Raw genomic sequence first — 13,112 nt, 5'->3', positions numbered from 1 at the left:
CGCCGACCTACCGTCATGTGGCAACCGGTGTGCGGGCCGCCCGCCATGATCACACCACGGACCCGCCGACCTCCGCGGCCACCCTGCCGGTCGGGCCGCCTTCCGGTAGCCGGGGTTCACCGCTGAGGGGTGCCCCGAGCGCCGCCTCCGGGGCCCTCCGTGCCTCCTCCTCCGCCGGGAGGGCGAGCGGTTTGCGGCAAGGACCGCGTCTCGGCGGCCGCCCTGGCCACCCGGGCCGCGGCCGCCGCGGACTCCTCACCCTGGTCGTAGGCCACTGCCGCGTCGTCACCCGGGTGCGCCTCGATGTGATAGCTCTCCGCGATGCTGTCGATGAAGCCGTTCACCGGGTACGACATGCGGAGTCGTAGGTTCCGGACCGCAGGATGTTCGTGGAGGATCTGATACCCGTCCGGTTGGGCTCCGCCGCCCCGGTGTCGTCGTCCACTGCCATCCCCCGGCCGACGGCCGAATGGATTGCCATCATCAAGTCGACTTGTGCGCCGAAGAGTTCGGCGTGCGCGTCGCGCAGGGCCCGGGCGATTGCGCCGGCTTCCTCGAACGCCGCGTCGATCTCGTTGCGGACCTTCGTGATGGCGCCGGCCGCCTGCTCGGCCGCCGGTCCACGCCAACCCGACCCCTGCAAGGGCGTGATCACATCGCTGGTCAGTTCGGACGAGAACTCCCAGCCCCGGACCAATGATTCGAAAGCCTGGCACGGCTTCGGCGGACCCGTCAGACAGTTGAGCACTTCTTGAGGCTCGCCCGTGAGACATCTGCATACGGATGACGCCATTCCCAGAATCAAGGCGCGCACCGACGGCCTCACACTCGCACCCGGACTGCCCCGGGGCGTTCCGCGACGACCGAGCCCGGGTCGACGCCCTCGAAGGCGAGACGGCCTACGCCGACCGGCCAGGCCAACGCGTCTGCAAAACAAGGAACTTGGGCGGCAATCCGACCCCCGCAACCGGCGTCGGGCGGTACCCTGGCTCACCCGCGGCGGGCGCGGGCGGCGGCAGGGGGGACGTATGGGAGTCAGGAATCCGTCGATCGAGGAGCGGTACTCGATCGCGCTGGGGTGCCGGGTGAGCGTCGAGGCCGGGTTCACCGCCACGAGGGTCAACTGGAGCATCGGCATCATCTCGGGCGAGGACCGCAAGCGCCCTCAACAGGGCAGCGCGGTGGCGTCGTTCACCTGCGACCGGTGCCGGCGGGCGTTCTGCGCCAGGGTCGAGAGCCGCCCCACGGCGCGCCGGAAGCGGTGGATCTACCTGGTGGTGGGGGCGGTGCTGCTGCTCTCGCTGGCGGTCGTCGTTCCGATGCTGGTCCAGCTGGGCGGGCAGACCGTGGACGAGAACGACCCGGACGCGACGGACGGCTTCGGCCTCCTGTTCCTGTGGGCCTTCCTCGCGTTCGTCTTCGGGCTGAGCTTCTTCCGGGTCGGCTGGTCCTACCCCGGCATCAACAAGTTCCGGCTGGTGGGCGCCAACGGCAGGCGCAGCGTCTGGGTGAAGGGGCACCGGCTGTTCTGACCCGCGAACGGCCGCCCGGTCGGGGACCGGGCGGCCGAGGGGACTACGGCGCAGGCGTCAGCTGGTCTGCAGCGCCGTGTCGTCGATCACGAAGCTGGTCTGCAGCGAGGCGTCCTCGGTGCCCGCGAACTTCACGGTGACCGTCTGACCCGCGTAGGACGAGAGGTCGAAGGTCCGCAGCTGGTAGCCGGCCGCCGCGTCCACGTTGGAGTAGGTCTTCAGCGCGGTGCCGTTCACCGAGACGGTCAGCTTGTCGTACGCCGTCGAGCCGGTCTCCGCCGTGTCGATGTGCAGGTAGAAGCTCAGCGACGCCTTGCAGCCGGCCGGGACGGCCACCGCCTGCGAGAGGTTGTCCGAGTGGGCTGAGCCGTAGCCGTTCAGCCAGGACTTCCACGAACCGCCGTGCGCGGCCTGCGAGGCGCTGTTGTCCACGACACCGCTGGACGCCGTCCAGGGCGCGGCGCTGCCGGTCTCGAAGCCCGCGTTGCCGAGCAGCTGCGCCGGGGTGCAGGTGCCGCCACCACCGCCGGAGACGGTCCAGGTGAAGGCGGCGGTGCCGGTCTTGTTGGCGGCGTCCTTCGCGGTCACGGTCACGTTGTAGGTGCCCGCGGCCGTGGCGGTGCCGGTGATCTTGCCGCTGGAGCTGATCGACAGGCCGGTCGGCAGGCCGGTGGCCGTGAAGGTCAGCGGGGCGGTGCCGCCGGAGGCCGAGATCTGCAGGTTGACCGAGCCGTTCAGCGCGGTGCTCTGGCTGCCCGGGTTGGTCACCGAGACGCTGGTGCCGGCCGGCTTGGTGAGCAGGCAGCCGCTGACGTTGAGGTCGATGACCCGGCCGGCGCCGAGGCAGGTGGTGAACCAGTACGTCTCCTGGCCGTAGCTCTGGCCCTTGGTGGCCTTGGTGGTGCCGTCGGCCGCCACCTCGCACGGGTTGTTGAGGGTGCACATCTGGCCGTCGTCGTTGCCGGTGTTGTTGATGCCGACGACCTTCTTCGTGGCGGCGTCGACGATCGGCGAACCGGACGTGCCGTGCGTGGTGTTGCAGCCCGCACTGTAGCGCAGCGAGTCGTGCCAGGTCCACTCGTCCTCGCGCAGCGTGTCGACGAACCCGTTGACCGAGCAGTTCCACACCTGCTTCCAGTACGACGAGGGTATGTACATCGCCGAGCCGTCGGCCGGGTGCGTGTCACTGATCGTCAGCGCCGTGGCGCTGAACTTCGAGGTGATGGACGCGAAGGTGTCGGTCAGCTGGTACAGGGCGACGTCGGTGCCGGTCATGGTCGCGTAGAGGACCTTGTCCGCCTGGACGGTGCCGAGCGAGTTGCCCGAGGAGCCGAGCAGCGTGCCGCTGCGGCTGGCGCTCTGGTTCTGGACGACCTGTCCGGCCGCCGGCATCGTCGGCAGGCAGTGGCCGTTGGTGAGCATCAGGGCCCGGTCGGTGTCCACCGACGAGGGGTAACGGACCAGCGAGGCCGAGCAGTTGCTCAGCGCGATGGTGGACGTCAGATCGCCGGCCTGGACCGCCTGGGCGGGGGTGGCGGCGAGGGTCAGCCCACCCGCGACGACGGCGCTTGCGCCGACGAGGGCGGCAAGTCTCTTGAACATGCTTCTCCTTGTGGGGGATTGCGGGGCGTACGACCGGTCGCGGACGCCCGCGCCGCACGAAAGTGCCATGACCACCTCAATGGGTCAACCATGCCGACAGAACTCGCGCCACCGATTCCGCGCCGCTGCCACGGCCTTCGCCGCCCTAGGCCCCATCACCCGAGGTCGCAGCACGCGCCCCGCCCCAAACCTGCTACCCGGGAGGCAGGTTCGAGATGTGCACCACATGTCCGCGGCGCCACCCGCGAGCCTGCCCGGCGGTGCGACGGCAGGACCGGTGCCACCGGGTGAACCGTCAGGTGTCGCAGATTCCGAGGCCCACCCGGGACCTGCCCGCCCCCGCCGGCACCACCTGCACCTGGATCTGCCCGTCCTCGTCGGCACACCGCTCGCCGCCCTGGCGCGCGTCGTCCGCGACACGGGACGGCGCCCCACGCAGGACAACGCCGCCGGCCGGATCGGCCGACGGCGCCACGGGTACTTCTTCCGCTACGGCTGCGGGAAGGTGTCCTCGTCCACGTCGCTGGTCTTGGCGTTGCCGCCGACCGCCGGCTGGAGGGTGATGGACCACGAGGTGTAGGTGCGACCGGTCTCGAAGGCCATGCTGTCGTCGAACTTGCTGAAGTCGCAGCTCTGGGTGAACGCCTTCAGCGTCGGGTCCCAGTCGACGCCGCCGGCGAAGTAGACGTCGTAGGTGCCGTCCTCGACACCCTCGATGGACGCCTTCTTCCCCTTGCCGACGTAGACCGAGTGGATCGACTTGCCGTTCTGGGCGAGCGAGACCACCGCGTCGGAGCTGCCGCCGTTGTCGACGTTGAGGACGCCCTCGCCCTTGAGGCGACCCGAGCGGACCATGGTGCCGCTCTCCAGCGACCGGGTCTGGAGCTGCGGGGTCTGCGGGACGTTGAAGGTGGTGGGATACCCGGCGGCGGCCATCTGGGCGAGGGCGGGGGGCACCGCCTTGAGGCCCTCGGAGAGGCCGACCTGGGCGAAGGCCGAGGTGGTGGCGCAGAGGTTCTTCGCCTTGATGTCGCTGCGGACCTTGGTCAGGTCGGTGGAGAGCTGGCCGAGCGCCGTCACCAGCTGGCGCCGCGCCGTGCTGACGGCCGCCGGCTCGCCCGCGAGGCCCAGGCCGCTGCCGGCCGAGGACGCGGCAGTGGCCGCCTCCTGGAGCGTGGTGGCGAAGGCGTCCAGACCGGCGGAGGCGTTGAGCTTGCCGAGCGCGGCGCTGACCGGGTCGATGTAGCTCACCAGGACCGGCCCGTACGGCGGCTTGGTCGGCGTCGGGGTCGGGGTGGGTGTCGGGCTGGGGCTCGCACTGGCGCTCGCCGACGCCGGGGCGCTCTTGCCCGGGCCCAGGCCGAAGGAGTCCGCCCCTCCGGACCCTCCACTGGAGCACGCCGCCAGCAGCAGCGTTGTGCCGGCCGCCAGGCCGACCTTGACGAAGGACTTCATGCCCGCTCCCCCGGTGATCTCTCATGCACGCTCCGTGCATTCCCCGCGGACATGATCCCGAGCCTTTGTCACGCGGTCAACAGGGCGCACAAGAGGCGTGTTGAGGCGCAGGCGGGGCGCAGAGAGGGGCGCACGGGACGCCACCGCCCGTCAACTACGATCGGTCACGTGCTCAGGCTTACGGGACTCCCCCTCCAGATCATCGCGTCCCTCCTCGCGATCGGCGTCTTCGCCGCCACGATGTGGCTCTGGCCGAGATTCGGCGGGCGCGGCTGGCAGGCCTGGCTCGGGCGGATCGGCGCCTTCCTCGCCACCCAGATCTCGGTGCTGGTCGCGATGGGGCTGATCGCCAACGGCTACTTCGGCTTCTACAGCTCCTGGACCGACCTCCTGGGCACCAACGGCGGGCCGGGCACGGTGGTCGACCACCAGCCGAACGCCTCCGTCGCCATCACCGGCGAGCAGAAGTTCTACGCCCAGCAGGGCTCCAACCCGGAGCGGGTCGGCCTGATCCACAAGGTCTCCGTCAAAGGAGCGGGCAGCGGCCTGAGCACCGACGGGTTCGTCTACCTGCCGCCGCAGTACTTCCAGCCCGACTTCGCGCAGCAGAAGTTCCCGATGGCCCTGGTCCTGGCCGGCTACCCCGGCACCCCCGAGAAGCTGATCTCGCTGATGCAGTACCCGGCCTCCGCGCTGGAGGCGATCGACCAGAAGAAGCTCCCGCCGACCATCCTGGTGATGATGCGGCCGACCCTCGTCAACAACCGGGACACCGAGTGCGTGGACGTCCCGAACGGCCCGCAGGTGGAGACCTTCTTCACCAGCGACCTGCCCAAGGCGCTCGGCACCACCTACCGGATCGGCACCGACCCGGCCAACCGGGCCGTGATCGGCAACTCCACCGGCGGCTACTGCGCGCTGAAGTTCGCGCTGCGCAAGCCGGACGCCTACCGGGCCGCCGTCTCCCTCTCCGGCTACTACACCGCGCCGATCGACGAGACCACCGGTGACCTCTTCGGCGGCGACAGCCGGCTGAAGCAGGAGAACGACCTGCTGTGGCGGCTGCAGAACCAGCCGGCCGCGCCGGTCTCGCTGCTGCTGGCCACCGCCCACGACGAGAACAACTACGCCGCCACCCAGGACATGGTGAAGGCGTTCAAGGCGCCGACCAAGCTCTCCACGATCACCCTGGACACCGGCGGCCACAACTTCCACACCTGGACGCGGGAGATCCCGCCGGCGATGGAGTGGCTGGGCAAGCACCTGACGATGCCCCAGGCCGCGTAGCACCCGCCGCGCACACCCCGCCGCGCACTCCCCACCGCACGGCCGCCGCGCACCGGCCCGCCGCGGCCGCCGGGGGCGTGCGCACGCGGCGGCCGCGGCGGCCGCGGCAGGATTAGAGACGGCTCACAGCCCGGTCTCACGGTCCTCTCAGCCGGGCGGCCGAGCGTAGCGTCCATGACCACGACCAGCTTCTCCCCTCCGGCCGGCGAACCGTGGCCGGAGGCCGCGAACTATCCGCCGCCGGAGGTGCCGCAGCCGGCCCCCGGGCTCCCCGGCCCCGCCCCCGTCCCCGGAGCGGCTCCCGCCCCCGCGCCGGCCGAGGCGCTCTTCCCGCCGTGCCCGCCACCCGCCGCCGGTCCCAAGGGCCCGGCGTCCTGGGCCGGCCGGCTGCGCACCCTGGCGGCCCGGTCCTGGCGCGGCCGCGCCGACGACCCGCGCTGGGTGCGCCCCGCGCTGCTGGCGCTGCTGGCCGCCACCGCCGTCCTCTACCTCTGGGGCCTGAGCGCCTCCGGCTGGGCCAACTCCTTCTACTCGGCGGCCGCCCAGGCGGGCAGCCAGAGCTGGAAGGCCTTCTTCTACGGCTCCTCGGACGCCGGGAACTTCATCACCGTAGACAAGCCGCCGCTCGCGCTCTGGCCGATGGCGCTCTCCGCCCGCGTCTTCGGCCTCTCCTCCTGGTCGGTGCTGGCCCCGCAGGCGCTGATGGCGGTCGCCACGGTGGCCACCCTGTACGCGACGGTGCGCCGCCGGTTCTCGCCGCTCGGCGGCCTGCTGGCCGGGGGTGCGCTGGCGCTGACTCCGGTGGCGGCGCTGATGTTCCGGTTCAACAACCCGGACGCGCTGCTGGTGCTGCTGCTCACGCTGGCCGCGTACGGCCTGCTGCGGGCCACCGAGGCGGCCGGTACCCGGTGGCTGGTGTTCACCGGGGTGATGTTCGGGCTGGCCTTCCTCACCAAGACGCTCCAGGCCTTCCTCGTGCTGCCCGCGTTCGCGCTGGTCTACCTGGTGGTCGCGCCGACCGGGCTCTGGCGGCGGGTGCGGCAACTGCTGGCCGCCGGCCTGGCCATGGTGGTGGCGGGCGGCTGGTGGGTGGCGGTGGTCGAGCTGGTGCCGGCCTCGGCCCGCCCGTACATCGGCGGCTCGCAGGACAACAGCTTCCTCTCGCTCACCTTCGGCTACAACGGCTTCGGCCGGCTCAACGGCGACGAGACCGGCAGTGTCGGCGGCGGTGGCGCCCGGCTGATGGGCGGGGCCGAGGCACCGCCCGGCGGCGGCCGCGCGATGGGCGGCGGCGGCTGGGGCGAGACCGGCATCACCCGGCTGTTCGACGGCGACATCGGCGGGCAGATCGCCTGGCTGATGCCGGCCGCGCTGATCCTGCTGCTGCTCGGGCTCTGGGCGACCCGCCGCTACGCCCGCACCGACACCGCCCGGGCGGCCTTCCTGGTCTGGGGCGGCTGGCTGGTCTGCACCGCGCTGACCTTCAGCTTCATGTCCGGCATCTTCCACCAGTACTACACGGTGGCGCTGGCCCCGGCGGTCGCGGCGCTGGTCGGCATGGGCGTCGACGGCCTCTGGCGGGTCCGGCACCGGCTGCCCTACGCCGCGGTGCTGGGCGCCACGCTGGCGGTCACGGCGGTCTGGGCGTACGTCCTGCTCGGGCGCAGCGCGGACTTCCTGCCGTGGCTGCGCTGGGCGGTCCTGGTCGGCGGGCTCGCCGCCGGGGCGGCGCTGCTGCTGGCCGGGCGGCTGGCGGCCCGACTCGCCACGACGGTCGGGCTGGTGGGTCTGGCGGCGGCGCTGGGCGGTCCGGCGGCGTACGCGGTGGACACCGTGGACACGCCGCACACCGGCTCGATCGTGACGGCCGGTCCGGCGGTCGCGGGCGGGCGGGGAATGGGCCCGGGCGGGATGCGCGGGATGCCGCCCGGCGGCGACGGCCGGTTCTTCCTCAACGGGCAGCAGGGCTCGCCCGGTCAGGGCGGCGCGCCCGGGCAGCTGCCCGGCGGCGCCGCGAACGGCGCGGGCGGCGCGGGCGGCGACGGGACGGGCACCGGCGGAACGGGCGGCGGCCGCACCGGACGCGGCGCAGCCGGCGGCTTCGGCGGCACGGGTGGCTTCGGCGGTGGCGGAATGGCCGGCGGCGCCCCCGGCGGCATCGGCGGGCTGCTGAACGGCGCCACCGTGAGCGACGAGGCCGCCGCCCTGCTCCGGCAGGACGCCGACCGCTACACCTGGGCCGCCGCGACCGGCGGCTCGCAGACCGCCGCCAGCTACCAACTCGCCTCGGGCGAACCGGTGATGGCCCTCGGCGGCTTCAACGGCACCGACCCGTCGCTCGGCCTGGACGCCTTCCGGCAGTACGTCCGGGAGGGCAAGGTGCACTGGTTCATCAGCGGCGGCTCCCGCCGGACGGCCGGCCCCGGGACGGGCACGGGCACCAGGACGGGCACGGGCACCGGGACCGGCACCAGCACCGATCCCGCCGCGACCGCCGGTCCGACCGCCGGTGCCGACGGCGGCGCCCAGGAGTCGCAGACCGCCCAGATCGAGACCTGGGTGGCGAGCCACTTCACCGCGAAGACGGTGGGCGGCGCCACGTTCTACGACCTGACGCAGACGCCCGCCCCCTGAGCCGCACCCCCTGAGCCGGGAGCCGCGGGAGAACGACGGAGGGGACGCACCGCCCGGCGGCGGTGCGTCCCCTCCGTCGTCGTTCGGCGCCGATCAGTCGGTCGGGCAGCGCGTTCCGGCGGCCGGCGCGGTGCCGTCCGTCAGGAAGGCGTCGACCGCGGCCCGGACGCACGTGCTCCGCCCGTAGCCGATGTGGCCCTCGCCCTCGCGGGTGAGCAGGACGGCGTTGCCGAGCTGGGCGGCGAGCTTCTCGGCCGAGGCGTAGGGCGTCGCCGCGTCACCGGTCGAGCCGACCACCACGATCGGGGCCTCGCTCTTCGAGACGATCGGGTGCGGCTGCTCGGCGGAACGGAACGGCCAGGTACGGCAGTCGGGGTCGAACAGCGCCAGGCTCGGCTCGTGCCGGGTGATCAGCGGGGCCTTCGCCGCCAGGTCGGCGTACGCGGCCTGGAGGGCCTCGCCGGTCGGGACGGCGGTCGCGCCGTCGGCGCAGTGGATGGCGGTGTAGGCGTCGGCGGAGACTCCGTAGTGGCCCTTCTCGTCACGGCCGTAGGCGCCGTCCGCGCGGGCGAGCAGGTTGTCGCCCTTGCTCCGGACCATGGCCCAGCCGAGGTCGTTGCGCAGCGCGTCCCAGGTCTTCTCGTCGCCGTAGAGGCTGTCGAGCACGCCGGCCCAGGCGGCGTTGGCGGTGAGGGCGCACCCGCTCGTGGTGGTGAGCGGCTTCGCCTTGAGCCCGTCGAGGAACTCCGCGAGCTTGTCGGCCGCCTTGGCCGGGTCCTTGCCGAGCGGGCACTGGTCCTGCTTCGCGCAGTACGCGGCGAAGAGCCGCAGCGAGCGCTCGAACCCCGCGTACTGCACGATGTTGTGCTGGGCCAGCGGCACGGACGGGTCGACCGCACCGTCCAGCACCAGCCGCCCGACCCGGTCGGGGAACTCCTCGGCGTAGAGGCTGCCGAGGTAGGTGCCGTAGGACATGCCGAAGTAGTTGAGCTTCTGGTCGCCCAGCGCGGCGCGCAGGACGTCCATGTCGCGGGCGGTGTCGCGGGTGCCGATGAACGGCAGCAGCTTGGCGAACTTGGCCTGGCAGGCGTCGGCGAGCACCTTGCCGTGGTCGTCGCCCGCGGTGTCGGTGGCGAGCCACTCGTCGCGGGCCTTGTCGTCCAGGCAGTTCAGCGGCGTGGTCAGACCGACGCCGCGCGGGTCGAAGCCGACCACGTCGAAGCGGTCGTGCATCGGGCCGTCGAACTGCGCGGGGGCGGCCTTGACCATGCCGACGCCGGAGCCGCCGGGCCCGCCGGGGTTGACCAGCAGGGAGCCGAGCCGCTGGTCCTGCCTGGCGACGGGGACCCGGACGACGGCCACGGCCAGCGGGTCGCCGGCCGGATGGGCGTAGTCCAGCGGGACGTTGAGCGAGCCGCACTGCAGCACCGACTCGTCGACCTTGGCGGTCTTCGGGTCGTCGGCGCAGGGCGTCCAGGCGATCTGCTGGCCGTAGAAGGGCTTGAGTGCCGGGTCGGCCGCGCCGGTGGGCCTGGGCGTCGGCGTGGGCGGGGTGGTCGGCGACGCGCTGGGCGTGGCCGGGGCGGCGGCCGGTGACGGCGTGCCGGAGGCCGCGTCGGTGGCGGTGGATCCGCCCGAGCCGGCGCAGCCGGCCAGGAGGGCGGCGGCGACGGCCGCGGGCAGGGCGCGCCGGGAGAACCGGGTGATCATCGAATGCACCGCACACGAATATCACCTGACCGTCACACCGGTCATCTCGTGATCGACCGGCGGACGGCGAAGGGGGGCAAAGCGTGACGGAACGTTTCCTCAACCGCCGCACTGCTGGAGCATGGCCTTCTTGTCCGCCTCGGTGACGGGCAGTCGGTACTTCAGCGAGACCTGGGCGAAGCGCACCGCGTACGAGCAGCGGACGGCGGTGTTGGCCGGGAGCCAGGCGGCCGGACCGGAGTCGCCCTTGGAGGCGTTCTGCGAGCCGTCGGCCGGGACGAGGTTGAGCGGATCGTTGGCGATCTGCACGCGCTTGGCCTTGTCCCACGTCGACGCGCCCATCTGCCAGTCGTAGGACAGCGGCATCACATGGTCGATCTGGATCTTCGAGGCCTGCTGTTTGCTCCACCGGACGGTCTTCCCGGTGTACGGGTCGTCGATGGTCATGGCGGTGACGGTGCAGGCCGAACCGTCCTTGCGCTCGACCGAGCGGCCGTCCCGGGCCAGCAGGTCGTTGCGGGTGTCGCAGTTGTTGTGGCCGCCCGGGACGCCGTCGACGTTGTCCGTCCAGGCCGGGCCGAACTCGTCGCGGTCGTAGCCGTCCTTGGGTCCGGCGGCGGCGGTGGCGACATTGGCGATGATGTCGCGGCCGGCCTTCCGTTCCTCGGGCGTGGTCAGCGGCGCCAGGCCGGGCCTGGTGCCGTCGGGGTTCTGCAGCGGGCTGGTGCCCGCGCCGGCGGGTCCGGCCGCCTCGGTGGCCGGCTTCCCGGCACCCCCGGTGCAACCGGCCAGCGCCGGCGTGGATATCAGGAAGGCGACGGCGGCGAGCAGGGCGGTGCGGCGGGCGGGCACGGGGACTCCCGGACTGGGGGGTGGCTGACGGCGCCCCAGCAGACCAGTCGCCCCACGGGCCGTCAAGGCGGCGCGGCACGGAGCGTTCGAGCATGTCGAAGCTCACACCCGGCGCCCGCCCGGGCCCCGCCCCGCCTCCTCCCGCCGGGCTCAGCCCCCGATCGCGGACATCGGCCGGTCCGGCTGGACGAAGTCGGCCGAATTGATCGCGTGGCCGGGGCCCTTGCGCCCGATGGTGGCCCGCCAGGCGGCCTCGATCCGGTCGTCGTCCGCGCCGCCGCGCAGCAGTGCCCGCAGGTCGGACTCCTCGGTGGCGAACAGGCAGTTGCGCAACTGGCCGTCGGCGGTGAGGCGGACGCGGTCGCAACCGCCGCAGAACGGGCGGGTGACGGACGCGATCACGCCGACCACGGTGCCGGTGCCGGCGATCCGCCACTCCTCGGCCGGCGCGTTCCCGTGCCGGCCGACCGGGACGAGGTCCCACCGGGTGCCGAGGACGGCGAGGATCTCGTCGACGGTGACCATCGTCGCCCGGTCCCAGGCGCCCTGCGCGTCCAGCGGCATGGACTCGATGAACCGCATCCGGTAGCCGTGCTCGGCGGCGAACTCCACCAGGTCGAGGATCTCGTCGTCGTTGACCCCGCGCACCGGCACCGCGTTGACCTTCACCGGCGCGAGCCCGGCGGCCTGCGCGGCGGCCAGGCCGGCGAGGACGTCGGCGAGCCGGTCCCGGCGGGTGATCGCCGCGTACCGCTCGGGGCGCAGGGTGTCCAGGCTGACGTTCACCCGGTGCAGGCCGGCCCGGTGCAGCGCGTCGGCGGTGCGGGCCAGGCCGATGCCGTTGGTGGTCAGCGAGACCTCGGGGCCGAGGGCGATGATCCGCCGGACCAGGTCGGGCAGGCCGCGGCGCAGCAGCGGCTCACCCCCGGTCAGCCGGACGGAGCCGATGCCCAGCCGCCCGGCGGCGATCCGCACCAGCCGGACCACCTCGTCGTCGCTCAGCACCTCGGCCTTCGGCAGCCAGTTCAGGCCCTCGGCCGGCATGCAGTAGGTGCAGCGCAGGTTGCAGCGGTCGGTGAGGGAGACCCGCAGGTCGGTGTGGACCCTGCCGAAGCGGTCCGACAGCGGGCGCGGTGCGGTGTTCATCGGCCCAGTACAGGGGCAGCCGGGCCGGGATACCAGCGGCCGAACCACCGGGGAGCGGCCCCGACCTGCGGGTCCTCCTTGTGCGTTCGTCCAACTGTGGCTTCCTACGGCTGCGCCGGGGCACCCCGGACGGGCAGGCTGGGTCCATGCGCGACAGCACGGGGACCAGCGGCCGGACGGGGAACAGTGGCCCGACGGGGACCAGCCGCCGGACGGGTGGTGATCGGCCGGTCGCCGCCCTGGTGCTGGCCGCCGGGGGCGGGCGGCGGCTCGGCGGCCGGCCGAAGGCGCTGATCCGGTACCGGGGCCGGCCGCTGGTCGAGCACGCGGCGGGGGTGGTCCGGGCCGGCGGCTGCGCCTCGGTGACGGTGGTGCTGGGCGCGGCCGGGGACCGGGTCCGCTCCACCGCCCATCTGCCGGGCTGCCGGCTGGTGGCCAATCCGGACTGGGCCGGCGGGATGGGCTCCTCGCTGCGGGCCGGGCTGGCCGCCCTGGCGCCGGAGGCCTCGGCCGTCCTGGTGATGCTGGTGGACACCCCCGGTGTCACCCCGGCGGCGGTGGCCCGGCTGCTCGCCGCCCACCGGGCCGGCGCCGAGCTGGCGGCGGCGGCCTACGCGGGGCGGCGCGGGCACCCCGTCCTGATCGGCGCCCGGCACTTCGCCGAGGCTGCGGCGGGCGCCACCGGCGACTCCGGCGCGCGGGCTCTGCTGGCGGCGCACGCCGACGGGATCACGCTCGTCGAGTGCGCCGACATCGCCGTCCCCGACGACCTGGACACCCCCGCCGACCTCGCCCGTTGGACGACGGGGTGATCCTCTCCCGGTCCGGACCGGCGGCCGGTCCCCCCACGGGGTGGGGCGGGCTCCTCCTCCCCGACGAGGGATCGACCGCACA

Annotated in this window: 10 protein-coding genes; 4 read left to right on the top strand and 6 right to left on the bottom strand. The window is 73.3% G+C overall.

From position 1 onward, the window contains the following. Positions 1-340: 340 nt before the first annotated feature. The gene (locus ACIF6L_RS08910) at positions 341-748 is read right to left on the bottom strand and encodes a hypothetical protein (RefSeq protein WP_396486791.1); all 408 of its coding nucleotides are present in this window, start codon (positions 746-748) and stop codon (positions 341-343) included. Between the two features lie 280 nt (positions 749-1,028). On the opposite strand from ACIF6L_RS08910, the gene ACIF6L_RS08905 reads away from it, so the two are divergent. After that, on the top strand, positions 1,029-1,532 hold the full coding sequence (locus ACIF6L_RS08905) for a hypothetical protein (protein ID WP_396486792.1): 504 nt from the start codon (positions 1,029-1,031) through the stop codon (positions 1,530-1,532). Between the two features lie 57 nt (positions 1,533-1,589). On the opposite strand, the gene ACIF6L_RS08900 is transcribed toward ACIF6L_RS08905, so the two are convergent. Both ACIF6L_RS08900 and ACIF6L_RS08895 read right to left on the bottom strand, forming a co-directional pair. Beyond that, entirely contained in the window at positions 1,590-3,134 is a 1,545-nt protein-coding gene (locus ACIF6L_RS08900) for a putative Ig domain-containing protein (RefSeq protein ID WP_396486793.1), read from the bottom strand. 489 nt (positions 3,135-3,623) lie between these two features. Further along, positions 3,624-4,589 carry a hypothetical protein gene (locus ACIF6L_RS08895; RefSeq protein WP_359802269.1) on the bottom strand — a complete coding sequence of 322 codons (966 nt, stop codon included), beginning with the start codon at positions 4,587-4,589 and terminating at the stop codon, positions 3,624-3,626. Between the two features lie 168 nt (positions 4,590-4,757). Here ACIF6L_RS08895 and ACIF6L_RS08890 point away from each other — a divergent pair, with 168 nt between their 5' ends. Together ACIF6L_RS08890 and ACIF6L_RS08885 are read left to right on the top strand one after the other, a co-directional pair. Further along, entirely contained in the window at positions 4,758-5,876 is a 1,119-nt protein-coding gene (locus ACIF6L_RS08890; protein WP_329487115.1) for an alpha/beta hydrolase-fold protein, read from the top strand. Between the two features lie 174 nt (positions 5,877-6,050). Next, the gene (locus tag ACIF6L_RS08885; RefSeq protein ID WP_396486794.1) at positions 6,051-8,510 is read left to right on the top strand and encodes a glycosyltransferase family 39 protein; all 2,460 of its coding nucleotides are present in this window, start codon (positions 6,051-6,053) and stop codon (positions 8,508-8,510) included. 93 nt (positions 8,511-8,603) lie between these two features. Here the strand turns inward: ACIF6L_RS08885 and ACIF6L_RS08880 are convergent, their stop codons facing one another. The 3 genes from ACIF6L_RS08880 to moaA all read right to left on the bottom strand — a co-directional run bounded on the left by ACIF6L_RS08880 (position 8,604) and on the right by moaA (position 12,218). Next, a complete protein-coding gene (locus ACIF6L_RS08880) occupies positions 8,604-10,220 on the bottom strand; it encodes an alpha/beta hydrolase (protein ID WP_396486795.1) in 1,617 nt (538 codons plus the stop codon). Between the two features lie 99 nt (positions 10,221-10,319). Beyond that, entirely contained in the window at positions 10,320-11,072 is a 753-nt protein-coding gene (locus ACIF6L_RS08875) for an HNH endonuclease family protein (protein ID WP_396486796.1), read from the bottom strand. A gap of 150 nt (positions 11,073-11,222) precedes the next feature. Next, on the bottom strand, positions 11,223-12,218 hold the full coding sequence (gene moaA, locus ACIF6L_RS08870) for a GTP 3',8-cyclase MoaA (protein WP_396486797.1): 996 nt from the start codon (positions 12,216-12,218) through the stop codon (positions 11,223-11,225). 239 nt (positions 12,219-12,457) lie between these two features. Between moaA and ACIF6L_RS08865 the strand changes: the two genes are divergently transcribed. After that, the gene (locus tag ACIF6L_RS08865) at positions 12,458-13,030 is read left to right on the top strand and encodes a nucleotidyltransferase family protein (RefSeq protein WP_352290404.1); all 573 of its coding nucleotides are present in this window, start codon (positions 12,458-12,460) and stop codon (positions 13,028-13,030) included. Positions 13,031-13,112 lie beyond the last annotated feature (82 nt).

The organism is Kitasatospora sp. NPDC086009, from assembly GCF_044540385.1.
GTDB lineage: Bacteria > Actinomycetota > Actinomycetes > Streptomycetales > Streptomycetaceae > Kitasatospora.
Note: the sequence above shows the minus strand (reverse complement) of the source record. Positions and strands in the feature narration are given on the sequence as shown.